The following is a 26,214-nucleotide window of genomic DNA, read 5'->3' as shown; positions in this document are numbered from 1 at the left end:
TTTCGAGCCATGGTTACTGATCAATATAAAATACCAGAAAAAATGAACTTGCTAATAACTATTTTGTGCAGTTGTGCCTACGTTGCTCTATTATGGACAGCCTCTCATGTGCACAATTATGGATGGGTTTTCTTGTATGGTTTTCTGTTTGCCGTAATAATGGTACCCGTTTACTCACTTATACATGAAGCTGAACATAGTATTATAAATCCAAATGAATCTATGAATAATATTATGGGCAGATGGCTCAGTACTTTATTTATTGCACCCTATACCTTTTTTAAACATTGCCATTTAAAGCATCATAAAAAAAACCGGACGGATGAAGAAATGTGGGATTTGTATTATGAACACCAGGAAAAACTTAAACGATACGGTACCTTATATGGAATGATGATCGGGATTGGGTATTTTTCTATGTGGCTTGCTGTGCTATTATACGCGTTTGCGCCAGGGCTTATTTACACCCGCTTTTTCTCTTCGCATAAAGAAATTGGTGGGTTTTTGAAAGGGAGCGACCGGAAAGATAAGGTTGCTAAATCAAGATGGGAAAGCATACTTGTTATCATTGTCCAGGTAGCCCTTTTTTTTGTTCTTGATCTCAAGTGGACATCATGGCTCACGTTATTTGCGATGCATGGCTTTTTGTGGTCTTCCCAGAATTATGTAAATCATGCCTTCAGCCCGCGGGACATAATCAATGGAGCTCATAACCTAAAGATCCCAATCTGGCTAAGACTGATATACTTGAATTTTAATTTACATCTTGCCCATCATCAAAATCCGAAAATTCCATGGTTACACCTTCCTCAGTTCATCGGATCAGGTGAAGGAAGGATCTCATTCTTTAAAAATTATTTACGATTATGGAAAGGACCAAGATTGACTCATGAGCCAGAGCCCAATCAGTTGCTGAAAGAAATATAGTAGACTAAACCAAATGAATTATTCAGCATGCTAAAAGCTTTAAATATATCAAAGTCATACGGTAAAAGAGAAATACTGAATAACATATCTTTTGCTATCGGCCCAGGCACACTCAATGCAGTAGTTGGCGAAAATGGAGTCGGTAAATCCACATTGCTGAAGATCCTTATTGGCGAATTAAGCGCAGATAAAGGTACTGTTATTTTAAATGGCAAAGCTGGTTATTGTCCGCAGAATCCCATCATTTTTTCTATGCTTACTATAGAAGAAAATTTCAACTATTTCGCAACTGCCTACGGTTTGAACAAACAGAATAAGCCTCTGTGGATAGCGAGGCGGGATAGTTTGATGGATCAGCTTGGTTTCAGACAATACTTGTATTACCGAGCTGAGCATTTGAGCGGTGGAACTCAACAAAAACTAAATCTCTCCATAGCATTGCTGCACGAACCTGATATTCTGATACTTGATGAACCTTATATCGCTTTTGACATGGCGACATATCAACATTTCAGAGAAATGATGTATCAATTGAAAGATCAGCGGAAATGCATCCTGTTAGTTACACATTTATTAAATGATCCAGAAAGATTTGACAATATTTTTACTTTAAGAAAAGAAGGTCTTCAATGAGAGGGAGATTTCTTATTACAAGCATTAGTATGCATTTTAGGATGTTGATGCGTCAAAAATTAGTTTTACTTCTTTTAGTAGGCACACCTACACTTTTTATTTTTACTGTACAGCTTACTGGTTCTGCAAAAGATATCTTATTCGAGATCGGCATTGCTGAAACAAAAACGATGATTAAAGCGACAGAGGCAAATGTGTCCTTGATATTTGTTTCGATGGCAACCATCGGATTTTTATCTTCCTTCGTGTCTCTGAGTCTTGTTCAGCAATACAAAAATGTAAACCGGAGGCTGGTAATCTGTGGTTATAATCCTGTAGAACTAATGTCATCTGTATTGACTGTAATGTTTTTTGTTATCGTATTGTTGGTATTGTGCATTAGCTTTTCTATACAGTTTTTTTTTCAGCCTCTATATTTTTGGCCGATGCTTTTGGGTATGTTATTTAACGGACTTATTTATGGCGGGTATGGAATGTTGGTGGGTTATATGACCAATGGGGCCCTTGAAGGAACATTGACGGTTATCCTGCTAGCAAATATAGATGCCGGCTGGCTACAAAATCCACTTATCTTATCGGAGGCAAGAAACAAAATCATAATTCAGTTATTACCTGCTTATTACCCAACCCAGTTATCAGTGGGCGCTGCTTTCACAAATGTTCCTTTACAAAGATCAATTTTTATATGCCTTGCTTATATGCTCTTTTTCTTTGGCGCTGTTTTTCTCGTTTCATATTACGATATGCGAATACGTTCCCAAGTCCACTTATTTCTACGACGGCGGCGGATGCTGCTGAGAAATAAGGATTCTCCTACCACCGGTTAGATAAAATTTAGCAAAAAAAATGCTAATTCTTTCACAATTGAAAATAATTCAACTTGATTATCATTGCATTCCTGCCGTACCATAAAGAAATATCATATCGTTGTGGCCAATTCTGTATCCCATTCGGGAGCTTCCTCCAGTCTCATTTCCAAAAAAAAGTAATTTGACAATTTGATCGCGGAATTTTAATCGTCTTGAAATTCCTACAGTTGTAATTAATTTCGCATAAAAAAGGAGGGCCTATGAAGCTGCTATTTATCCTCTTCACTCTATTTTTTTATTCGGGACTCGACCTGCTTTCGCAAAATCACCATTGGCAAATTACATTTAACGACGGGCTGGAAGTTTCAGCGCTATCGCTACAACTGGAGGGTGATTCTGTCGTATTCGTAACGACGACAACAGAGCATAAAACTTCAATTGAATCTATCTCACATCTTAGCAAAATCAAAAAATCGAAAGCTGGAAAAGGTATGGGAATTGGTTTTCTCGGGGGAGTCGTTATCGGCGGATTAGTCGGTTTGTCAACTTATAAGGAGCCGGAGCCTGACCCCGAAGGATTTGGAAACTGGGATTTCGGACCGGGACCTAGCCTAGTCGCCGGCGCGCTTATTGGAGGGCTTCTGGGAATGATTGGAGGCGGAATTGTTGGAGCGTCGAAAGGCGGCGCCGAGGTTCACGATTTGTCGAAAATGACACAAGATGAGAAATTGAAATTGCTTAGTGTTCTAACTTCTCAAAACGAAGAAGTATGGAAAGCAATTGAAATAGGTTTATCGAACATCGGCACCGAAACTGATAATACAATTGAAATTCGCATCAACGGTAAGATGGTCTTGCTCAAAAAATCAGATTTGAAGATTGTGCGAAAAACAGCCGATTCAATTATTTTGGCTTTGCCAACTCGGTTATATGAAAAAACTTTTCATAAATAAGGATGTTAATTTGGAATCAAACTGTTGAGCCCAATACCACCTCGTGAAGTCCATTGACGTAAACCGAAACAAAATAGGAGAACATATGAAATCGATATGTGTTTTTTTTGTTTTTTTTTATGTTGGGCCTTTCCTCTATTCACAAAATCACAATTGGCAAATCACACTCAACGATGGACGGGAAATTTCAACAAAATCTTTGAAGGTTGATGGCGATTCGGTCGCGATAGATACTCGGAAGAAGGTTTCACTGGCAGATATCTCCAATATCAAAATGCTTAACAATTCTCCCTTCATGAATGGCGCAGGGCGCGGATTTATAATTGGGGTGACATTAGGCGCCGTAATTGCTTTCGTACGCTACGAAAAACCGAAAGGGGACTCTTATCTTTATGATCCTAACGATCCACTTCTTACGGGGCCAAAAATCGATGCCCCCAAGGGGCAACGAGGATCTGAAGCTGCCCTAGGTGGATTCTTTGGTGGATTTTTTGGATTTCTTATCGGCGGTCTCATTGGAGTGTTATCTGACGGAGTCAACTACAAACTTAACGACCTCGCCTATGAAAAGAAATTGTTGATCGTCCAAAAGATGGCTGACACGGAACAGAATTCTGCTCACCTGACATTTAAAACAGAATGGAAAGTTGCGGAATTCATTTTTTCAGACATTATTCAGGAAACAGATAGCGGATTCGAAATACGCGTCGGCGATAAGACAGTCTCGCTCAAGAAATCAGATTTGAAGATTGTCAGACGAACACCTGATTCAATCATTCTTGCTTTGCCAACTAAACTTTATGAAGAAATTTTTAAAAAATAAATACCGGCAGCTTTTCTCAAAACCAAAAAATAGAGATATCAAGATGAAAATAAACTTAGCCTTCTTACTCTACACCATTAAAAGACTTAATTTGCATAAATACACTTGCTTGTTTTTTTTATTCACAGCAGCGTGTTCATCGTCCAACAGGATAGTAGATCCACATGTCAATCAGAAAATTACGCCAACCGTCGTCGCAAAACTTTATGCCGGAACAGACGCTGTAATTCGCATAGAATATCTGAATACCACCAATGAAAAACAGCTCAAAGAGGGAACCCTCTTAGCTATTGATTCCTCAAATGTCTTAAAGATAATGATGACTTGGAGCGCCACTGAGAATAGAATTGCCTCTGTTAATATAGAACAGATTGAAGAAATTGTTTTAGTCAAGTCAAAACACTCGGCAGTAACCATAAAAGAATTCAACTTATCGGCACAAGGTAAGAAAGCGGTTGTAGTTTATAAAAACCACAAAGCCTTTAATGCGTATGATCTAAAACTTACGGGTGATACCTTGTCATGGAAAGAAGGGGTTACACAAAGAAATCTCCATATATCTGAAATCGATCATGTAACGTTTACAAGCCATTCAGCCGGTTTACTGTCTGGCGTATTAATTGGAGCGCTTGGTGGAGGCCTTTTTGGAATGGTCAGTTTTACACCGCCCAATGAGGACGAGATTAATATTGGGCCAGATACAAGTTTGGATAATGGAATGATATTTGGAGCTGTTGGACTGGTAATTGGAGGTACGGTCGGAGCTATAATAGGAAAAGATGCATCCTACTATTTTGAAGATGACCTAAGTTCAAATTGATGACCTAATCAAGGCATGCTATCTAATTCACCTTAGTTTAATTTTTTAAGGAAAAAATCATGAAAACAAAACACATCTTAATTTTGTTATCGATGTCTGTATTCTCATCACTAAATTTTTTCTGCTCAAATGATCCCGATAAGGATTTTGATAGTAATATACTTACTGACCCACGCGATGGCAGGGCATATCAAACCGTCACCATAGGAACACAGACATGGATGGCAGAAAATCTAGATTTCCGTACGGCAGACAGTTCATGGTATAATAATAATGACTCATCTGCTAATCACACCTTAGGCCGACTTTACACTTGGAATAGGGCTCTAACTGCCTCACCTCCGGGCTGGCATCTACCGACTGATACCGAATGGACAGTTCTCTCAACCTACTTGGGCGGCGCAACTGTTGCGGGCGGTAAACTAAAAGAAGCCGGAACAGCACATTGGGCAAGTCCCAACACAGGAGCAACTAACGAGACCGGCTTCACAGCGCTGCCGGGCGGTTATCGTCTCGCCGACGGTACATATTTCTTAAATGCAATGAGTAGTAGCTGGTGGTCAGCTACGGAATCTGATTCAATAAGCGCTTTCGGCCGTGTCCTGTTCTACAATAACATCAATGTGGGCAAGCTACTCAGTTATAGAACTTATGGTCACTCCGTTCGCTGTGTTAGGGATTAGACTTAATTGACTACTTGATTTGTTTGAAGTCGTGGAAGTGTTTTGACCATTCTGGTAATAGTCAGACAACTATCTGTTAACAAAGACAAAAGAACGTATGCGAACTGTCATGATCCTTTTTTTGGTCGTAGGCGAATTGCTTGCACAAGACCCGGTTAGATTTTCTTCATCAAAGAACATGGCGAGCGTTGTTATGATTGATTTAGGGGCAACAGTAGTTATAACATCGGGTGCTATTATCCTAAACAAGAAATGGTATACTGCTTCAGGGATCGTTGTTGGGCCATCCGTCGGTCAGTTCTATGCGCACGATAACAGATCTGAAATCACTACGGATGCAATATTAAGATTGATTGGTGCCGGTTTTTATACTTATGAAAAAAATCAAAAATTCAACTTGGGGCGTGTTCTATCTTGGATCAATGTACCCGCCAAGCCTTCTACTATTAGCAACATTGTCAAAGGAGCCGCAATCATGACAATTGCACTGGGCACTATCACAAGTATCTCCCATAGTTCAAAAGCAGTGGATAGATATAATAACAGAGTAGGCGTCAGTATAGATCCAATGATATATTTTGGGAACACTGGGTATGTCTTGGGAATCAAGTTGTATTATTAAAGATGGTCGCGTATCTGTGGCTAAGGTATATCACAAGTGTAACCGCCTTTCCGTAATTTTCAACAAGCAGTTGGGATCAAAAGGAAAACAAGATAACATGATTCTAGATGTTAGTATATGAGTCTGGGTTCGGATCAACGTCCGGCTGTTTGGGATCGTAACGTGAGGCAGAACTTTAAGCGAGACATCGTAACTGCTTGCTAGATTTATAAAGATGAGGTGCCCATGAAGTCACTAATTTGCGTTATCCTTATATCCCAAATAGGTTGTGTTTCTCGATCATTTTTAAATGACAATACTCCAAATGCAACCATTGACTCTCTGAACAGCGCTAACAAGAACAGATCGGCTAAAATACTAATGACAGACGGTAACGAATATTACTCAAAAGTTACGTTTGGCATAGACTCGGCTGCTGTGAAGATGGACGACAATAATAGAACCAATACTTACAAAAATTCCTCAATTAGATCCGTTACGTATCGAAACAATAAGGCTGCTGGAGCAGTGCTGGGTTTCTTCGCAGGGGCAACAGTTGCCGGCCTATGTGATATCTTTTTTGAAGGGGGTAGAGGTTTTGCCACAATTGGTTTAGGTATCGGATTCGCACCTATTGGGGCGGTCATTGGGGCGGTCGCATCTAAACATAAATTTGTATATGAAGAAAGTATCGATCCTTTAGAAACCAAAGTTCTGTGGCTTGAACCAAGTGCGATCTTAATAGAGACAGGGACTGATATCAAAATCCAATATAACGGCAGACAGAAGTGGATTAAAAAATCGTTAATCAAAATAAAGAAATATGGAAATTCTATTGAGATTAGAATGAAACAACTAACATATGCTAAATTATTTGGGTTTTAACACCAAAATAACTGCTCATCAACAAATTACTATAGAGGAGTAGCTATGAAAACGATCCTGTTCCGGTCCATATTATATGTTACTCATCATCCAACTTGCATCGTGCTCATTTGTAGACAAGACGACAACAAAGAATCAGAATTTAAAGGCGGTACTTCGTGAAGATACGGAATCGATCAAAAGTGAATATTTGGGAAAAGCTATTTGGTTTTACATATCAAAGTAAATGGAATGATAATTGTCGCGCTTAAGAAAGGCGAGTGGGTGTATGAAATATTTAACCACCATGGTCCTAGTCACAGCAATATTGGCCGGTTGCCCCGATCTCAACGATGATGCAAAGACGGAATTTCCAGACTGCGTCGGAATCAGAGAAAGTTTCGATCCTGCAAATGTGTTGAACGCTTATTCTACAACATTACGCGGTTCGGATTCATTTAACGTACAGATGACCTTTACTGACTATAGAACTGACGAGTTCTCCGCTCCTGCGGTTTGGACTCTTGGGATTAGCTACGCAGGAAGAACCTACTTGGGATATGCCTACCTTGACATAAACAATATTGTCAGAGGCTCTTCCGGTTTGTATAACAACGGCATGTATTCAAGCCTGGATTTTCTTTTTGACTCTTGTTCGTGCACATATGTATCAGGGTTATGCACAGCAATACGATCTATGGAATATCCGCCGCCGCTACAAATTATTGATACACTGTATTATAGTTTTGCTGGTACGAGACCATGATTCCGAGATGAAGCAAATCACCCAAATTGACTTAGGAAGTCAAAAATATATAACTTTCATTTGAAAGGGAGACAGCTATGAATACGCTCATGAAATTAACTATAATTTTCGTATTGGCTGTTGTTATTTCAGTTTTAATTGAGAACATTCATGCATAAGAAACCGATACTATTCTGTTCGAAAAGAAATTTGATTTAGGAAACTACACTAATAGCGGAAAAACGTTTCAAGTTGGATATCGAGGCATAAAGGATCACTCATGGTTTACTTGCGCCATTTGGGGGGAGTTTTGTGATGAAAGCACGACAAATTATTACAAAAGGAAAAATTATCATGCTTTTGGCATCCCAATCGAATTACAGTGCGCAAGAACTTGGGGACCGACCGATTTAGGTCTTAGATTCTTCGTTAACTTTAACAAGCAGAGAAATTTTGGAGGCATTCAGTTTTCAGTTCTTTTTGGATATTCTAAGAAAGGCTATTTAAAATGGACACGGTCGTTTTTAACTAATCTTTACCATTCTACAAAATAATGAACCTCCAAATCCCCGACGTATTTATACAATACCTCGATTCCGTTTTAGGTTCGGATAAAGACAAATTTCTATCCGGATTGAATTTTTCCAAACGCACATCCTTCCGCGTCAATACACTTAAGATTTCAAAAGAAGAATTACTCCAGCGCCTCGCGCAAAACGGATTTGCCTTTCAGGATATTGGATTTGCCGACGCGGTTGTTGTGGAGAACGAATCCGCTCTTTTAAGTAAAACAATCGAACATTTTCTCGGGCTGCTGTACATTCAAAGTGTGGCATCGATGATTCCTCCGCTCGTACTCGATCCGCAGGAAAATGAAATGACTCTCGATATTTCAGCAGCCCCGGGATCAAAAACCACCCAGATAGGGCAGATGATGCGTAATCGCGGCGTGCTCGTTGCCAATGACTGGGACGGAAAGCGGATCAAAACTTTATCGCATAATTTGGACCGGATGGGCATCATCAATTCGGCCATGGTAAACATGGGCGGCGAACGCATCGGCAATCTGCTTCCGGAAACCTTCGACAAAATCTTAGTGGACGCTCCGTGTTCCGCGCTGGGCGTGATTCACAAAGCGCCGCAGGCAGTGGCTAATCTGAATTACTTGCAAAAGTTTGCATTTATTCAAGAGCAACTTCTTGTCAGCGCGATCAAAGCGGTGAAAGTTGGCGGCACTATCGTGTATTCCACCTGCACCGTTGCGCCGGAGGAAAATGAGAAACTTATTAACACGATACTTTCGCGTTACCCGGTTGAAGTCGAAGATATCGTTTTGCCTCAACCGTTGTCATTCATGCCCGGAATTACAAGTTATAAAGGCGAGAGTTATCATGCGTCATTATCCAAAACGGTGAGAATTCTGCCTTCGGAGATAAATCCCGAAGGATTTTTCATTGCAAAATTACGAAAGATAAGCGCGGTCGGGAATGCTGAGGGCAAAGAATCATTTAATAATAAGAAAATTCGTTATGCCCTGACCGGCCCTCAAGATCCTGGCATTCACAGAATGGCGGATTATTTTGAAAGAATATTCGGTATGGATCCTTCTTTCTGGAATGATTTTCGTTTTCTAATTAAGGACGATGAGATACTCGTAACCTCCGGCGAATGGGAAGGCAACGAAGACATGCTCAATCGGATCTATACGCATCGTATCGGCACGCGTTTGGCGCGAACCCGGCGCGAAGATGAATGGAAATTGTCCACCAACGCCGCTCAGCTTTTCTCCGAGGCTATTACAAAAAACAAAATCGACCTTACCGATCCCAAAGAAATAGAAACGTTTGTCGAAGCCGGCACGATCCGGCGAGCCTTTGATATCGATAAAGGCGGTGTGGTGGTCACGGCCAACGGTTACACGCTGGGCTGCGGCGTGATCCATCAGGGTAACCTCAAAAGCCAAATGCCAAAGAGCAGAACGGTGATGACGGTGGATTTCTGATCAAACAAGAGCTCAGATCCGTTTTTCAAAACGTAATACGGAAACTGACAAGACCTGCTTTGGAAACAGGGTCATACCCTACTGATACACCTGAAAGACCGTGTTTCTCATTATACGTATTTGCAGAGCCGGGAGCGGACATAATATTCCAAACAGTGGATCCCAAAACGAGCAGCACGCCAACCGTTCCCATCATTTCACCGGGCGCAGGTCCTTCGGCCTCATCGTCGTTACCCCAAGCCATTGCTTTTCCAATTGAAGATGCTACCATCAAAGTTCCGATTGCCCTCATACCTATTCCCAGTCCGCCTTTGGTATAATCTTTTGCATAGAAATTGCCCATGGAAGGCCCGACTAAACCGCCATATGTAAGAAGTGTTAATCCAGACACACGCCGAATTCCTTCCACATTGGAATCTCCGATAATCATCAGTCCCAAACCCGCGCCAATGGGAATCAATGTATGTCCTAATGCCATTTTCATTGCTTTGGATGGACTTTTTACCGGGATATTTGTTTTTGTCTGATCTTGCAAAACCGGGATTTGAAATCGGTTCTTGATTTTCACTACAGAAAGACTTGAAGTGGTATCCAGATCGGCTGCGATTGTTCGAACATTGAAAGCGGCCATTGTGAACAGAAGTGTAAATAGGGTTTTCATGACTTTCCTCCTCTTAGATATGCTTTCAATATTACAATATTCGTACCGATAAAACCATATTGAAAATGAGAAGTTTAGCTATACATGAAAAGAGAAAATGTTGTCCTGCATCACACTGCAACAAAAAAATTGCGGAATTAACATCGGATGAGCCATTAGGCACCCTAAAACCAACACACATGTCAAAGAACAGAATAAATGCTTTTCAGTTTGACATAATTTTTTTACCTATTTCCCCCTAACGTCTTAGCGCTTTTCAATTTGATCGTACGATTTACCATATCATAAAAATCTTCAAACTGCTTATAATGTGTTTTGAAATTTTGATCAATACCGTTCAATAGATTTTTCACTTCGGATAATTCTCTGTTTTTTGCCCAATAGCTTTCCCGCATAATCTCCGCGTATAATACAACGGCTGATGTGAACTGAAAATTTGATATTTCTTGTAATGATTCCGGTACGTTCATTTTTATCGGCTCTTCAATTTCAGCAACATCTTTTCCGTCCGGCGATTTATAGCGAATGGTTATTTTCCCGATATTTTGTGCGCTCTGATTTTTCAGTTTTACCTCATACAATGCGGTTACCGTGTGCCCCGACCCTATCTCACCGCCGTCGATCTTGTCATTTCTAAAATCTTCGTCCCTCACGTCCCGTTTTTCGTAACCGATCAGACGATAACGGCTTACGTGATCCTTGTCGAACGTCACTTGAATTTTAACGTCTTTCGCGATCACCTGGAGAGTTCCGGTTAACTGCTCGACAAATACCCGCTTGGCTTCATTCAGATCGTCAATATAATAATACGTTCCATCCCCGCGCGTGGCAAGCTGTTCGATCAGCACATCGTTATAGTTCCCCATTCCAAAGCCGCACGCGGTAAGCGTAATACCTTTGTTCTTATATTTTTCGATCTGTTTTAGTAAGCCATCCGAAGAAGTTTCGCCGTTATTGGCAACGCCGTCCGTGCAAAGGATCACACGATTGATGGCCTGTGAATCAAAATTTTTCGCAGCCATCTGATAACCCTGCCATAAACCCGCTTCTGCATTCGTTGACCCTTCGCTGTATAGCCCGTTCACCGCCGATTCGATGGCTTCCTTGTTGCTTGTCGGATTCAAAATAATTTGCGCGTTCGACCCATACGCTACGATTCCAACTTGGTCTCCTTGGCGCAATTCACGCGTCATCAGCAGCATCGTTTTTTTAACCAACCCCAATCGGTTTTCAATATTCATCGAACCCGACACATCGATCACAAACGTTAACATCGCCGGCTTTCTATTTTCGGCTTTCACTTCTTTTCCTTTTATACCGATCTTAACCAATTGATAATTTTTACTGACAATCGACGGCATGGCTTGTGTGGCAATTAAAAATGTTTTTTCTTCGGCGGATTTATAGGATTGATTGAAGTAATTGACAAATTCCTCCACGCGCACGGCGTCTTTTGGCGGGATTTCGCCATTCGTAATATAACTTCTAACCAAAGAATAAGAAGCTGTGCTCACGTCCGCGCCGAACGTTGACCAATTATCGTCTTCCGTATCGATAAACGGGTTGGTTCCGTAATCATGATGATACATATCCCAATATTTCTGTCCGTTTGGCGGGTTTAAATAAACAGGGCTCATCACACCGGCGCCTCCGTTGTGTAATCCGCCTGATCCACCAATGACACCCAGAATACCTCGCCCGGCTGTCGCTTTTGCGGATTTCTTCGCAACATCTTTGTCAATAGTTTTCATTTCCGATTCCGGCATGTTTTCCTGCCCGTCGTGAGCGCCAAGCAGGATTACGTCTGTTGAATGTAGTTTTTCTCTTTTAATATCTAATTCCTGAGCCGATAACGTTTTTATTTTTGCTTGGCCGGAAGTGTTTTCTTTAATCGTCAATTCCAACTGCTGCTCGGTAAAGGCGTCAATAGCAATACCTTCTATTTTTACAGCCTGATAATTATTGACGCTAACCAATAGATCGTAATTCCCTACGGAAATATTATCTATTGAAAAATACCCTGTGGAATCGGTTTGTACTGATAGCCCTGCGCCGATTACTTTAATTATAACGCCGGGTATGGGGTTTCCCGTTTGTTTATCTTTGACGATTCCGCTCAAACTCCCTGTTTCACCTTTTGATAAAAATGCGACGAAACATCCAGTCAAAATCAGAATGCTTAGAAGCATGCTCCACTTTACGGCACTTTGCTTTTTCATAATACTCTCCAATTTTAAATGAAAGATTGTGCTTATGTAGTAACACGACATGCATGTAAATAATTAATAATCGCCACGCCATTCGCGTTCGCACAGGCCTGTTGTGTACATAGGTACGATAATCGCTCATCGCTGCGTTTTTTAATCTTGTGGAATTAGGTGTTATTCTATATATTCATCAACGTTTCCAATCACATTGACATTGAATTTTTACTTTTATCCATAAAAAGGAGAAAGCCGTATGATCATGCAGGGCAAACAAGGGCTTATTTGCGGAGTCGCCAACAAAAGGAGTATCGCCCACGCTATCGCCAAAAGTTTGCACCGCGAAGGCGCTGAGCTCGCTTTTACGTATCAGGGCGATGCCGTCAAGAAGAATGTGCAGGAAATAGCGGACGATTTAGGCAGCGACTTGCTTTTCAAGTGTGACGTGACCAAGGACGATGATATTAAAAAACTCTTTCATGATCTGAAACATTACATGCACCATATTGATTTTGTTGTTCATTCGGTGGCTTTTGCTGACAAAGAAGACCTGAAAAAGGATTTTCACAGAACAAGCCGTCATGGGTTTACTTTAGCGCATGACATCAGCGCGTATTCGTTAATTGCGATTGCCAACGAGGCCTACCCTCTTATGCACTTGCATGGCGGCGCCATTCTCACGCTGTCGTATTACGGCGCGGAAAAAGTTATTCCGGGTTACAATGTAATGGGTGTTGCTAAAGCGTCTCTCGAAGCGAGCGTGCGCTATCTCGCGGCAGATCTGGGCCATCGGCAGGTTCGCGTGAATGCAATTTCCGCCGGCCCGGTTAATACGCTGGCGGCGCGCGGCATTTCCGGATTCACAAAAATTCTGGATATTATTCCGGAAAAGGCTCCGCTCCGCAGAAACGTTGAAGTGGATGAGGTTGGAGACGCCGGACTGTTTTTATGTTCACCGTGGGCCACGGGCATCACGGGAGAAACACTATACGTGGATTGCGGCTATCACGTTATTGGAATGTAATAATTCGTTCGGGTAAATTTTCTCAATATGCAATCTGAGCAATATTCTTAAGACCTGTTTTAAATAAAAAAACCTCAAGGTCCCATTTTAATGAAACGTCCCCATGAGGTTTTTTAATGTCTTTCGGCTATTTACAGATTTAATTTACTCCATCCAAAATCGATGCTTTCTTTTCCAAAAGGGCCGTGGGCTCGCTCAGCACAATCTGCGATTTCATAGTCACTTCAGGTAAAGAATATTCCAGAAAATAGTTCAGTACATCCTTTTTTCTGTCCGATTTTCCGGCATCGCGCAGCATTAAATACCCTATCAGCACTTTGTTTGCCATTTCAACGATACGACGAGAATGATACGTCTGATAATCTGCGTTTTTCTTTTCCTTTACAAAATGTACAGCCTTATTCAAGAGAACATGCATTTCTTTGATAGTCTTGTGATAATCTGAAACAGTAGAAAAATCGACGGACGCTTCATACTCCATGATCAGTTCGTCAAATGTTCCTTTGATGATTCCGCCGATGGCTGCTACAACCTGAAGCTGCGTCGTCCCTTCATAAATATTGGTGATCCGCGCATCGCGATAAAATCGTTCTGCGTCAAATTCATGCATATATCCCACGCCGCCGTGAACCTGCAAGCCGTCATTAGCCACTTCGTTTGCCATTTCTGTGTTGTAGGCTTTACACAGCGGTGTCAGCATTGCGGAAAAGGCAGCATATTTTTTGACTTCATCGCGCAATTCTCTCGGTGATTCATCCTGGTTCTCGAATAATCTTTCAAGCCCGTCTTTGATATCTACCATACGCGTCGTTTCGTATAGCAGCGCGCGCCCGGCCTCAATTTTGACTTTCATATTGAGCAGCATCTCTGAAACGGGAATCATGTTAATAATTGGAGTTTTGAATTGTACGCGAAGTTCAGAATGTTTCTTCGCAGCGCGGTATGCGGCTTCAGCAATTCCCAAGGCCTGCGCCGACACACCAACGCGGGCCTCGTTCATCAGCGCCATAACATATTTTATCAGTCCCATTCGCCTTTGGCCAATCAGGATGGCGGGAGCGTCGTCAAATTGCAACTCACATGTCGGAGATCCGTGAATTCCCATCTTATGTTCAATCCGCCGAATGATCATGTTCTTGTCTCGTTCATACAGAAACATCGACAAACCTCGGCCATCGGAAGTTTGTTCTTCACTGCGAGCCAAAACCAAAGAGATTTCACCGTTGCCGTTCGTTATAAAATGTTTTACGCCGTTTAACAACCACCGGCCATTATCGTCCTGTCTGGCTTTGACCATGACAGCCTGCAAATCGCTGCCCGCGTCAGGTTCCGTTAACGCCATAGAGGCTGTCACTTCACCTGAACATAATCGAGGAAGAAATTTGGCTTTTATTTCCTCATCGGCAAACCGGTTGATCGTTCCGGCAATATCATCCTGAAGTCCGTAAATATTCATAAACGACGCGTCCGCCCTGGAAATCATTTCAATCGCGATAGTATAGATCGTTATGGGGCAATTCAGGCCGCCGTATTTCCGCGGAATGGTAAATCCAAACAACTGGGACTCTTTGCACACGTCCAATGCCGCCTTAGTCGCCTTGGCATACGTTACGACGCCGTCCTTGAAGTGAGCGCCTTCGCTGTCCACCTCCGCCGCTTTAGGAGCTATCGTGTTGGCGGCAATATCGCCGACAAGTTCCAATACGCTGTCATATGTTTCAACGGCTTCCTCGACGGAACCGGGAGCGATGTCATACGTATCTTTGTCTGCAAAACCATCTTCTTTTAATTCAATAACTCTTTTCAAATCCATGTTTTTCATGTGAAATAGGATATCGGGGTTATCACGATAAAAATTCGGCATATAAACTCTCCTGATTACAAACGGGACTCTTAAGTGTACGTTGAATTTATTTCACCAAAAAAATTTCCGAATTCAATCCTATCTATCCGGATAAAGTTCTCGGGCAGCCCAAATTAGATTTTTAAATAATTTAAGTCAACGTTTATATGCAATCCATGTTGTGCGGTTTCGACATGAACACACTATTCAAATTTCTTGCCTTTTTCGGGGGTTTTCTTATCTTTTGGAATTCATTAGTATCTATGGATCCTATACGACGCGGTATTTACGCGCATACCTTATAAGCTTAAACTTCATTTTCTTTTACAACATTTGTTACAAAAAAAACATGAGTGCTGAAGCCTTATATATCACCATTTTGATGTTTCTTGCAGCCGCTTTGTATTCCTCGGTTGGTCATGCGGGCGCGTCCGGATATCTTGCGATCATGGCGTTATTCAGTTTTGCACCGGAACAAATGAAACCGACTGCGCTGGCTTTGAATATTTTTGTAGCTTTGATTGGCACTTATCGTTTTTATAGAGCAGGTTTTTTTTCGTGGAAGCTATTCTATCCTTTTGCCATTGCATCGATTCCTTTCGCTTTTTTAGGCGGACGGATGGATTTGCATGTGGATACGTACCGCATCGTTGTAGGAATTGTACTGCTATACGCTGCTTGGCGCTTAACGGCTGCAATACGAAATCCGGCAACGGTTAAAACTCCAAGAATCTGGGTAAGCCTCATGATCGGCGCCGGATTGGGATTCGTGTCAGGTTTAGTCGGCGTAGGGGGTGGAATTTTTCTGACGCCTTTGCTGCTATTGATGAATTGGTCCGAGACAAAAATAGCCAGCGGCGTTTCCGCTGCTTTTATTCTGGTTAACTCTATTTCAGGCATAATAGGCAATTGGAAAAACATCGATCACATCACGCCGACCATTGTTCCGTTCGCCGCCGCCGTAGTGATCGGCGGGCTCATCGGAACGCATTTAGGTACCAGAAAATTCGATGTTGCGACGTTGCGTAAAGTGCTCGCCATTGTATTAGTCATTGCCTCTATAAAACTTATTTTAACTTAGATCATGATCGACAACAAAAAATTATCCGCGGACGACCTTATTTCGATTTTGAAGCTTCAACCGCATCCGGAAGGCGGCGCATTCAGAGAAACCTACCGTTCAATTATTCCTGCGCAAGTAAGGGACGTCCGTTCTGTTTGCACGGCCATATATTTTCTGATCCGCCAGAGCCAAACCACAGCATGGCACCGAGTAAAAAGCGATGAGATCTATCATTTTTACTACGGCGCGCCGATTGAACTCGCGCTGATAAGCCCGGATGGAAATTTCTCGAAACATATTCTTTGTACGGACGTTAAAAGCGGCGAGCGTCCACAGATCATGGTTCCTGCGAATTACTGGCAATCCGCTCGTTCACTGGGAGCGTTCACGCTCATCGGCTGTACCGTTTCACCCGGCTTTGATTTTTTGGATTTTGAGATGATAACAATTGAAAAATTAGAAAAAATGTTTCCGCAGTTGAAACTTGCTTAAACCGGAGGGATTATGACCACACGAGAAGTATTTATTAACAACAAACACCAATTGCGCGCCGGGTGGAGAGTTGCGGCATACATTATTTCATTTTTTATTCTCACTATTCCGTTCGCTTTTATCGCTGATTTTACATCTAAAACATTCAAAGAAATGCCGCTGGTTAAAGATGGCCTTGTGACGGCTGAAGCCGCCATTATTGCCGGTTTAACTGCGTTCTTGTTGTTAAGACTCCTTGATAAAAGGCGGTTCGTGTCCATTGGCCTCCATTTAAACAGGCGCGCTTTTAAGGAATTAGCATGGGGTCTTTTGATCGGGTTTATGATGCTGACTACGGCCGTCGGTCTCATGTGGGTTATGGGCTATGAAGAAATTAGCCTGGCGCCAAATGATATGAACTATTTTCTGTTGGGATTTCTTGGCAACATTTTACTTTACATAGCTGTGGGTTTCAACGAAGAGATTCTTTTTCGCGGATATATTTTTCAGGCTTTCATAGAAGGAACCAACAAGTGGATCCCGCTTATTACTATTTCTCTTCTCTTCGGAGCTGCCCATTTAGGTAATCCAAACGTATCGGTATTCGGAATTGCAAATATCGTTCTTGCCGGCGTATTATTGTCGCTCGCGTATATTCAAACCAAATCGCTCTGGCTTCCGATAGGAATTCACATCGCATGGAATTTTACTCAGGGGTTTATCTGGGGTTTGCCCGTGAGCGGAACAACTGTCGTCATGCCTCTAACTATCTCGCAGGAAACAGGCCCTGACATGATCACCGGCGGAACTTTCGGGCCGGAAGGCGGCGCTATGTGTACGCTGGTGTGTGTCGCGGCTTGTGTTTTCGTGTGGAAGTTCTTCAAACCCAGCGAGGAGATGGAAAAGATCGTAGAAGAAGCGGTAATGACGGCCCCTTTTAAACCGGCGGAACCCGCGGCTGCGGCGTCTGAGGCTTAAAAACTAATAAAAAAATCCGAACACAACGCCGGGTTCTTCATTAGTTCGATACAAAAACGCTGTAACAATCCGGTTGCAGCTCGATCGTTTTGATGATCGTGTTCGTCGCAACTTCTATAACAGTCAAAAGCCCCGGCCCCCCAGTACCTCCATGATGCGGCGGGACAGCGCCGTTTTTATTTCTGTTGGCTACGTAAACGTACTTCCCGTCTTTGCTAAATGCCACTCCATTGGGTTGAGATAGTCTGTGTTCACCGCCGTCATGCGGATCGATCTGTTTTGTTATATTTGTCAAAAACGCAAAGTCTGTTTCGTTTTTTTGAATCACCGTTACGCTGCTGTCGTTGGAATTGGCAGTATAAATATATTGCCCGTTCGGCGACACATCAAGCTGTATTGGCTTGCAATCCGTATTCGAACCGACCGTCACGCTGTCAATGAATGTGAAACTATTCTGATTTGAAGTAACCGTTCGCTGAAATATTCTTACCTGGCCATTATTCCTGCACGTAACAAATAAATAATTTTCATACCCCTGACTACCTGCAGGGCTAAGGCCTACATGATACGGTTCGTATATCGGCTGCGGGCCGACGTCACCTGCAATATCAAAAAAAGTTACGGTCGAGTCCGTCTGTGTGTCGATCACATACAATCGATCCGAATACACGGCCGTTACGTATAGTAACTTGCCGTCGCGCGACAGGTTGATTCCGTGCGGACTTATGCCGACTGGAATCTGTTTGATCAATCCCATGTCGGACGTCCGGATAACGGAAACAAAGCCGTTTTGTCCGGTATTATTGACCTGAAAATTGGTAGTAACGTACAATTTCGAATTATCTTTCGATAGCTTGATCAAAGCAATGGGATCCGTGAGGCTGAGTTTATCCAAAAAAGAGCCGTCGTCCGCGTTGTACTTAAAAACATCTCCCGTCGCGATCATAGAAACGAAAAAGTATTTTCCGTCAGAACTAACCTCTACGCCGTGCGGGCTTTCCATTTCCTGGCGGTCGCCAACTTCAAATACCCGCATTTCCAATAACGTTTTTTCATCGATTACCGAAACAACGTCTACGCCCTGATTCGTCGTAAATATTTTTTTTGTCGCATGCTCAAAAGGAATCTCGTTATCGCTATTCGGCGCCCCGTCGTCGACCCATGATGTCAACACTGCGACCTGCGATACTGTCAGTGTATCGCGATTATACGGCGAATAATTCGGCGGCATTCTCGGCGAACGAAGACCGGTTACATGTTCGATCAAGTGGCTTCGTGTGGCATTAAACGGAACGACGACCGCTCCGTGCGCGGAACCTTTGAACAAACTTGTCCACGATGACAGATCCAGCTCGGCAGGAAGGTGTTGGCTATCCAGTACTTTTCCGGCATGCTCATCCGGTAAGTGACAGCCGGCGGTTGCGCAGGATTTGAGAAAGATCGAATCAAGCCCGTCAGGAAACGGCACGTCGGCATGGCCGGATTTTTTATCCTCCGAGCATGAGACGCAGATCATTATAAAAAAAAGAAATAATATATTTTGTTTCACCCGCTAGACCTTGTACCTATAATGCCTCTACGATAACTGCAACGCCTTGTCCGCCGCCGATACAAGCAGAGGCCAAACCGTATTTTTTCTTGCGCCGGCGCAGTTCATACAACGTCGTAAGTGTCAAGCGCGTTCCCGACGCAGCAAGCGGATGTCCCAAAGCGATAGCGCCGCCGTTGACGTTGGTCACTTCACGGTTTAAACCGAGTTCTTTTTCCACCGCGAGATATTGCGGGGCAAACGCTTCGTTCACTTCCACAATATCCATTTGTGACACGCTCATCCCGGCATGCTGCAGTGCTTTGCGCGCGGCAGGAACCGGCCCGATGCCCATGATGCGGGGCTCTACTCCTGCGATCCCCCAGGTCAATAAACGGCCGATAGGTTTCCAGCCTTTTGCTTTGGCTGTTTCCATCGTGGTAACAATAACCGCCGCGCCGCCGTCGCAAATCCCGCTGGCATTGCCGGCCGTGATCGTACCGTCTTTTTTAAAATACGGCGCCAACGTGCTTAATTGTTCCATCGTAGTTTCCGGACGGGGATGTTCGTCGGTATCAAATAATTTTACACCTTTACGGCTTTTGATTTCAATCGGAACGATCTCTTCTTTCAATCGACCGCCCAGGATCGCATCCTTCGCGCGCATTTGACTGAGGTAAGCATACAAGTCGCAATCCGTACGTGAAATTTTCATTTCATCCGCGAGATTTTCTGCGGTCTGCGCCATGGAGAATCCGCATTGAGGATCGGTAAGCGCTTCCCAGAGCGAATCCTCGAACTTCACCGGCTGGCCGAGATTGACGCCGAATCGCGTTCCTCTAACCATGAACGGGGCCTGGCTCATGCTCTCCGTTCCGCCGGCAAGCACGACCTCGGACTCGCCGATCATTATCTGCCGCGCGCCTTCAATGATCGACTCAAACCCCGATCCGCAAAGCCTATTCAGCGTCAGGGACGGCGTGGTAACCGGCAGCCCCGATTTTAGCGCAACATGCCGCGCAAGATAAATAGCATCCGCGCTGGTTTGCTCCGCATTACCAAAAATAACGTGGTCAATATCTTCAGGCCTTACGCCCGATCGTTTCATCGCTTCCTGTGCGGCAAAAACGCCTAACTGAGTTGCAGAAAAATCTTTTAGTGTGCCGCCAAATTTTCCAAACGCCGTTCGCGCGCCGTTTACTATGACAATGTCTTTTGTCAGTTTCATGATGTCCTCCGTGTATCTGTTGGTACTTTATGCTCCATTCGGTTTTGACTGGATGTTAGATTACTGAAATTCCGATCCTATTTCCACAGCTTTTTAAAAAAAAATCCCGTACGTCTTAGAGTACGGGATTGGGCTAATTCAGGCTAAAGTTTTTTTGAGTTTAATTTCCTTGGTTTTCTTCTTCCGGCGGAATCTCAGGCTCTACAGGTTTTTTATCTTTAGCATCGAGAATGGTGACGTATTCACCGATAATGCTCTTGTAATTTTTTCGCATTTCTTTGATCGGAATAAAATTCTGGCTACGTTTCTGAATTTCCTGCTCGGAATATAAAATACCTTCTACTTCTTTTTTACGCCTTTCCGATTGCTCCAGAACCACTTCCTCTTTCACTCTGGACTGTGGCGAAGACGCGCGCGGCATCAAAGGAAAAGTTACTCCGGTGAATATACGCCAAGACGGATAATCGGATTTGGAAATCGTCAGGTCATCAATACCGAGAAGTTGGTCGTTTCCAACGGTTTTATCCGTGCCCTTAAGCACTTGAAATTCGCCTCCGAGGTGAACTCCCATCCAGTCGAACCACTGATATTTAACGCCCAAGGCGACGTAAGCATAATTTTGACGGCTGTAAGCGGCCTTAGGAGGTTTTTCCAGAAAAAACTGGCCGTACACATCGCCGGTAATGTACAAATATTTTCCTGCAATGTCGATCGGGTAAGAGCCGCCCAAAGCAAATCGTAAACTGGAAGCATTGGAAGTCGCCACTGCCGTGTCGGCGAGTGAGTTACCGAAGGCCGACGTTCGCCGTAGACTATCTTCAGCTTTATATCCTATATAGGCGCCGTTGTCGAGATGATTCCAGTATTGTAAATTCAAATTAATGGTTAGACCGGATTCAATAAAATCAGGGCGAGAGAAATAAGATGTAAGGATTGATAATCCTGCTTCCGTACTTCCTCCCGAATAAGGCCTGAGTGGCGTGTTATAAAACCCATCGCCTTGAAATCTTCCGGTTAACATGAACCCGAGATTTATTTTGTTCTGTGCAAAAGAATACGGAAGTAAGCGCAAATTTAAGAAAAGTTCGTCCGGAACATCCACGCTTTTGAAAAATGTAACGATCTCTTTATTAGTAATTGACGGCGCAAGGTTAGTAGTTTGAACAAAGTTTCCGCTGAAAATAACATCAAAAGTTGGGGTGATGCCTACTTGCATCCCGAATTGCGTTCCGAAATCTTTGACGGTCCTGGACCCGCTTGGTCGATCTCCCGAACCCGTAAAAAAGTGAGAATTCTGAAAGAGATAAAAACTCGGGAAGGGCAGCGTTTTTGCCGAATAGGCATAAAACGATCCATAGCGGTCCGTTACTGCCGAAGAGCTTCCGATCTGAGCGTTACCGTCACGCACACCGATCATCGCCATAATGAACAGACACGTCAACATCCACGAAGTAGATCGCATAGTCAGAACTCCAAAAATAGATGGCCATTTATATATTGAATTCTTTGGAAGTTAAAGCAATGTCATTATAAATGCAAGATTTTTTTGGCTCATTTTTTCCGCAAACTCATATTAATCAATTCTTAAATACCTTTTTTTGATCCATATGCGGATTTACATGGGAAACTTCTTGGTGTTTTCAATGATTATTAGTCTTGCTTCTCTTTTTGTCATTACTTATCTTTCGCCGTTTTACAATACCATAACATTTAAAATGATCTATTGACAGTGGAAATTAAACAAATTACGAAATCGGGTTTAAATGACTTCATAAAGTTCGAATGGGAAGTATACAAGGACGATCCTAATTGGGTCCCTCATCTTCTGATCGAGCGTAGAGAATTTTTAGACCCAAAAAAAAATCCGTTCTTTGAACACAGCGACGTTGCCTATTTTTTGGCCTACAAAGACAGCCGGATCGTCGGCCGTATAGCCGCGGTGATCAATCACGCGCATAATTCATTCCATGAAGACCGCGTCGGATTTTTCGGGTTGTTTGATTGTTTTAACGATCAAGAAATTGCCGATGCGCTCCTGGCAAAAGCGAAATCGTATGCCGCATCCAAAGGCATGACGTCGCTCCGCGGGCCGGTCAATTTATCCACCAACGACGAATGCGGTTTACTTGTCGATGGATTGAATAAACCCGCGCAAATCATGATGACATATAATCCGCCGTATTACATCACCCTTCTCGAAAAAAACGGATTTAAGAAAGCAAAAGACCTGCTGGCATACTACGTAGATGTTCCTTCGGAAGTGCCGGAACGGCTGCGCCGCGGCGTAGATATCATTATGAAGCGTAATGAATTCACCATACGCACGGTCAAAATCAAAGATTTCAAGAACGAAGTACAGCGCATCAAAAAAATTTATAATGCCGCATGGGAACGCAATTGGGGATTTATCCCGATGACGGACAAGGAATTTGACCATCTCGGCGTGCAGATGAAGCAGATTCTGGATCCTAAATTTTTGTTTATAGCAGAGCATAAAGGCGAACCTATTGGATTCTCGCTGACTATTCCCAATATTAATGAAGGACTGATCAAGATCCGCGACGGGCGATTGTTTCCTTTCGGGCTGATCAAACTTCTTTGGCATACCCGAAAAGGGAAATTGAAATCCGTTCGCGTTATCACGCTGGGCGTCACGCCGGAGCATCGGAATTCCGGCATCGATATAGTTTTTTATTACAAATCATTCGAAGAAGCAATCCGGCAAAAACTCACATGGGCGGAAATGTCATGGATACTCGAGGACAATATCCCGATGAATCGCGCATTGGAGCGTATGGGAGCTATCGTATATAAAAGATACCGTCTTTACGAAATGCAGGTTTAAGGAATAATTTGAAAGCACTTGTTACCGGCGCAACCGGTTTTATAGGAAGTCATTTAGTTGAATTATTGCTCGCTAAAGGATACGAAGTCATTTGTACGGTACGTCCGACCAGCGATCTGATTTGGCTCAAAGGGCTGAATATCAGGTTAGTCCAAGGCGACATCACCGACCGTGAATCGCTCGTTGTGCCGGTCAAAGAAGCGGATTATATTTTCCATGTCGGGGGCATTACCAAAGCGAAAAAGGAAGCGGAATATTATAAAGTCAATGCCGACGGCTCGCGTATGCTATATGAAGTCTGCCTTGAGCATAATCCGGGAATTAAAAAAATCGTTCATCTAAGCAGTTTAGCCGCGGGTGGGCCGGCGCAGATCGGCCGGCCACGAGTGGAAACCGATGCAGATTCGCCGCTCACGTTTTACGGTAAGAGCAAACTGGAAGGCGAAAAGTACGCGGTTCAATACAGTAAATTTCTTCCGATTACGATTCTCCGGCCTCCGGCAGTTTATGGCCCGAGAGAAAAGGATATATTCTTTTATTTTCAGTTGATCAGTAAACATCTTAAGCCGCAATTAGGATGGAGTAAGAAGTACCTCAGTTTGGTTCATGTCACGGACCTGGTGAATGCGGCTCTGCTTTCGGCTGAATCGCCGAAAAGTCACGGGCAGATTTATTATGTGGATGACGGATGCATTTACACCTGGCAGGATTTGAGCAGTGAAATACAAAACGCAATACAGACTTGGACTCTGCCGCTGCTGGTTCCAGAATGGCTCATCGCCGCGGCAGCCTATGTAAGTGAAGCGTTGGCGTCGTTGTCTTCTAAACCCGCTTTGCTGAACAAACAGAAAATAATTGAACTAAAACAAAAGTCCTGGGCAACTTCTTCAGATAAAATTCGTAATGATCTCGGTTTCCAAAGCGAGTATGACCTGAAAAAAGGTTGCACGGAAACTGTGAAGTGGTATCGCGAACACGGCTGGATAAAACTAAAATAAAGCGACTATGTTTGAATTATTACAAACTAAACTTGTTCCTACGCGAACAGACACGACCGAGTTACCGTCAAAAAAATTACCGGATATGCTCAATCCGAACGATTGGGCTTTTCTGATGTATATTTTTGTCGTGGGTTTGGTCGTTTTGATATTTCATTCCAATCTGCCGGATTGGCCATGGTACATAGCCGCTCAGGCAAGCCTCGCCGTAATCACTTTGCTGATCATTCGTTTTTTTCACCAAAGTGCGATTAACGTTCTCCAGATGCTCCGTCATTGGTACCCGATTTTTTCATTCACGTTTCTTTACATGCAGGCCGGCCTTCTGAATCAGCTGGTGTTCCAAGGCTACGCGGATGACTTTTTTCTAAGCATTGACCTTTGGATGTTCGGCGGCAACCCTAATATCTGGTTGTATGACCGGCTGAATAATTTCTATTTTAATGAATTTATGCATTTGTGCTATTTTTCGTACTACATATTACCGGCTGCATTCGGCGTGATTCTCTACATTACCAGAGATAAGGAATTCTATCGAACGCTTTTCGGAATTTCCATCACATTTTATTTTTGTTATTTTCTTTACATTTTAATTCCCGCCGCAGGCCCGCTGGACCAGCGCGTGGGCCGGTTTGAGGATGGAGGACTATTTGTTCCTGTGATGAATTGGATTTACTCCGAAGTGGAAAAACCCGGCGCGGCATTCCCGAGTTCACACGTCGCCATCGCATTGATCACGCTCATGTATGCGTACCGCCTGCACCGCAGAGTGTTTTGGGTGTTTTTGCCGTTTATCATCGGCCTGATCTTTTCAACGTTTTACGGATTTTATCATTACGTGATAGATTCTGTCGCCGGAGCGGCGATAGCGGTGGGTTCATACTATCTATGCAATCATCTATTCGACAAATATGCCAAAACAAAATTTCCTGATCATTTTCCCTAGGCGTGTAAGCTCAAATCTCTATCTCTAACCCTTCCGCAGATGCGGTGATCAGACGTGTAAACCGTATTTCATGGAAAACCACCTTTTGCTGAAGTGCCTTCCAATTTCATGCAGATGCTTATCGAACACCAGAACTACTCCGGTACCAAGACCTTGGCGATCGCAGTGATCGTATTCCAGTTGCGCGTAGTGACCGGTACTCCGAAGGTTCACAACATCCAAATGCTTCAATTGTTCGGTAAGGAGTGTAGGGCGGAAGGTCTTATGACCGCCGACGTTGACACCTCTCAGAAGAACCACAAGTGCCATAGCTATTTTCGTGTGAATGGTGGTGAGGCCTAAGGAAGACAAATAACATCCGCCGTGCTCCGATTCGGAGACTTTCGAGTTGTAAACTGTTGAATACCGACTTATTCTTTGACGAAATTCATGGTCGCAAGCAGGCCTTTTTTTTATAATTAACTATACTTCATCCCATGTCAACGGGTTGCGCATAATTATATCTAAACGTTATTCAGAATATAAGCAACTTGTCGGAATTATTCTGAAATTGCCTTACGACAAG

General features: G+C 43.2%; 24 protein-coding genes. 18 read left to right on the top strand and 6 right to left on the bottom strand.

What is annotated here, in order from left to right; translation table 11 throughout:
• Positions 1–9 precede the first annotated feature (9 nt).
• The 11 genes from F9K33_06545 (at position 10) to F9K33_06495 (ending at position 9,860) form a co-directional block, all read left to right on the top strand.
• The gene (locus F9K33_06545) at positions 10–927 is read left to right on the top strand and encodes a hypothetical protein (GenBank protein ID KAB2880135.1); all 918 of its coding nucleotides are present in this window, start codon (positions 10–12) and stop codon (positions 925–927) included.
• Positions 928–954: 27 nt separating this feature from the next.
• Positions 955–1,560: an ABC transporter ATP-binding protein gene (locus F9K33_06540; protein KAB2880134.1), complete on the top strand. Its 606-nt coding sequence runs from the start codon at positions 955–957 to the stop codon at positions 1,558–1,560.
• Between the two features lie 47 nt (positions 1,561–1,607).
• Positions 1,608–2,387, top strand: a complete 780-nt coding sequence (locus tag F9K33_06535; protein KAB2880133.1) for a hypothetical protein — start codon at positions 1,608–1,610, stop codon at positions 2,385–2,387.
• A 242-nt stretch (positions 2,388–2,629) separates the two neighbouring features.
• Positions 2,630–3,322 carry a hypothetical protein gene (locus F9K33_06530; GenBank protein ID KAB2880132.1) on the top strand — a complete coding sequence of 231 codons (693 nt, stop codon included), beginning with the start codon at positions 2,630–2,632 and terminating at the stop codon, positions 3,320–3,322.
• An 85-nt stretch (positions 3,323–3,407) separates the two neighbouring features.
• Positions 3,408–4,145 carry a hypothetical protein gene (locus F9K33_06525; GenBank protein KAB2880131.1) on the top strand — a complete coding sequence of 246 codons (738 nt, stop codon included), beginning with the start codon at positions 3,408–3,410 and terminating at the stop codon, positions 4,143–4,145.
• A complete protein-coding gene (locus F9K33_06520) occupies positions 4,123–4,965 on the top strand; it encodes a hypothetical protein (protein KAB2880130.1) in 843 nt (280 codons plus the stop codon). Before F9K33_06525 ends, F9K33_06520 begins: the two co-directional genes overlap by 23 nt.
• Before the next feature lie 59 nt (positions 4,966–5,024).
• A complete protein-coding gene (locus F9K33_06515) occupies positions 5,025–5,648 on the top strand; it encodes a hypothetical protein (GenBank protein ID KAB2880129.1) in 624 nt (207 codons plus the stop codon).
• Between the two features lie 97 nt (positions 5,649–5,745).
• On the top strand, positions 5,746–6,270 hold the full coding sequence (locus tag F9K33_06510) for a hypothetical protein (GenBank protein ID KAB2880128.1): 525 nt from the start codon (positions 5,746–5,748) through the stop codon (positions 6,268–6,270).
• A gap of 225 nt (positions 6,271–6,495) precedes the next feature.
• Positions 6,496–7,134: a hypothetical protein gene (locus F9K33_06505; protein ID KAB2880127.1), complete on the top strand. Its 639-nt coding sequence runs from the start codon at positions 6,496–6,498 to the stop codon at positions 7,132–7,134.
• A 268-nt stretch (positions 7,135–7,402) separates the two neighbouring features.
• The gene (locus tag F9K33_06500) at positions 7,403–7,879 is read left to right on the top strand and encodes a hypothetical protein (protein ID KAB2880126.1); all 477 of its coding nucleotides are present in this window, start codon (positions 7,403–7,405) and stop codon (positions 7,877–7,879) included.
• Positions 7,880–8,411: 532 nt separating this feature from the next.
• Positions 8,412–9,860, top strand: a complete 1,449-nt coding sequence (locus F9K33_06495; protein ID KAB2880125.1) for an RsmB/NOP family class I SAM-dependent RNA methyltransferase — start codon at positions 8,412–8,414, stop codon at positions 9,858–9,860.
• Between the two features lie 25 nt (positions 9,861–9,885).
• Here F9K33_06495 and F9K33_06490 read toward each other — a convergent pair whose 3' ends face one another.
• Positions 9,886–10,521, bottom strand: coding sequence for a hypothetical protein (locus F9K33_06490; protein KAB2880124.1), 636 nt, complete (start codon positions 10,519–10,521; stop codon positions 9,886–9,888).
• A 224-nt stretch (positions 10,522–10,745) separates the two neighbouring features.
• Positions 10,746–12,791: a DUF3520 domain-containing protein gene (locus F9K33_06485; GenBank protein ID KAB2880123.1), complete on the bottom strand. Its 2,046-nt coding sequence runs from the start codon at positions 12,789–12,791 to the stop codon at positions 10,746–10,748.
• Positions 12,792–12,981: 190 nt separating this feature from the next.
• On the opposite strand from F9K33_06485, the gene F9K33_06480 reads away from it, so the two are divergent.
• Positions 12,982–13,749 (top strand): enoyl-ACP reductase, encoded by a 768-nt coding sequence (locus F9K33_06480; GenBank protein KAB2880122.1) that lies wholly within the window; start codon positions 12,982–12,984, stop codon positions 13,747–13,749.
• 139 nt (positions 13,750–13,888) lie between these two features.
• Here the strand turns inward: F9K33_06480 and F9K33_06475 are convergent, their stop codons facing one another.
• Positions 13,889–15,613, bottom strand: coding sequence for an acyl-CoA dehydrogenase (locus F9K33_06475; GenBank protein KAB2880121.1), 1,725 nt, complete (start codon positions 15,611–15,613; stop codon positions 13,889–13,891).
• A gap of 328 nt (positions 15,614–15,941) precedes the next feature.
• Between F9K33_06475 and F9K33_06470 the strand changes: the two genes are divergently transcribed.
• From F9K33_06470 to F9K33_06460, 3 genes are read left to right on the top strand one after another with little or no spacing between them, the layout of a single operon-like run.
• Positions 15,942–16,673 carry a sulfite exporter TauE/SafE family protein gene (locus F9K33_06470; GenBank protein KAB2880120.1) on the top strand — a complete coding sequence of 244 codons (732 nt, stop codon included), beginning with the start codon at positions 15,942–15,944 and terminating at the stop codon, positions 16,671–16,673.
• A gap of 3 nt (positions 16,674–16,676) precedes the next feature.
• Entirely contained in the window at positions 16,677–17,147 is a 471-nt protein-coding gene (locus tag F9K33_06465) for a cupin domain-containing protein (GenBank protein KAB2880119.1), read from the top strand.
• A 12-nt stretch (positions 17,148–17,159) separates the two neighbouring features.
• Positions 17,160–18,104: a CPBP family intramembrane metalloprotease gene (locus F9K33_06460; protein KAB2880118.1), complete on the top strand. Its 945-nt coding sequence runs from the start codon at positions 17,160–17,162 to the stop codon at positions 18,102–18,104.
• 40 nt (positions 18,105–18,144) lie between these two features.
• On the opposite strand, the gene F9K33_06455 is transcribed toward F9K33_06460, so the two are convergent.
• The 3 genes from F9K33_06455 to F9K33_06445 form a co-directional block, all read right to left on the bottom strand.
• Complete coding sequence (locus tag F9K33_06455) at positions 18,145–19,653, bottom strand: beta-propeller fold lactonase family protein (GenBank protein ID KAB2880117.1); 1,509 nt, start codon at positions 19,651–19,653, stop codon at positions 18,145–18,147.
• A 16-nt stretch (positions 19,654–19,669) separates the two neighbouring features.
• Positions 19,670–20,860: an acetyl-CoA C-acetyltransferase gene (locus F9K33_06450; protein ID KAB2880116.1), complete on the bottom strand. Its 1,191-nt coding sequence runs from the start codon at positions 20,858–20,860 to the stop codon at positions 19,670–19,672.
• Between the two features lie 160 nt (positions 20,861–21,020).
• On the bottom strand, positions 21,021–22,322 hold the full coding sequence (locus tag F9K33_06445; GenBank protein ID KAB2880115.1) for a hypothetical protein: 1,302 nt from the start codon (positions 22,320–22,322) through the stop codon (positions 21,021–21,023).
• A gap of 267 nt (positions 22,323–22,589) precedes the next feature.
• Between F9K33_06445 and F9K33_06440 the strand changes: the two genes are divergently transcribed.
• The 3 genes from F9K33_06440 to F9K33_06430 are packed head-to-tail and all read left to right on the top strand — an operon-like array spanning position 22,590 to position 25,649.
• On the top strand, positions 22,590–23,705 hold the full coding sequence (locus tag F9K33_06440) for an N-acetyltransferase (protein KAB2880114.1): 1,116 nt from the start codon (positions 22,590–22,592) through the stop codon (positions 23,703–23,705).
• Entirely contained in the window at positions 23,678–24,703 is a 1,026-nt protein-coding gene (locus F9K33_06435; GenBank protein ID KAB2880113.1) for an NAD-dependent epimerase/dehydratase family protein, read from the top strand. Before F9K33_06440 ends, F9K33_06435 begins: the two co-directional genes overlap by 28 nt.
• A gap of 7 nt (positions 24,704–24,710) precedes the next feature.
• Positions 24,711–25,649 carry a hypothetical protein gene (locus F9K33_06430; protein ID KAB2880112.1) on the top strand — a complete coding sequence of 313 codons (939 nt, stop codon included), beginning with the start codon at positions 24,711–24,713 and terminating at the stop codon, positions 25,647–25,649.
• The last annotated feature ends 565 nt before the right edge of the window (positions 25,650–26,214 follow it).

It is taken from the genome of bacterium, from assembly GCA_008933615.1.
Taxonomy (GTDB): domain Bacteria; phylum CLD3; class CLD3; order SB21; family SB21; genus SB21.
This window is presented reverse-complemented; position numbering and strand designations above follow the sequence as displayed.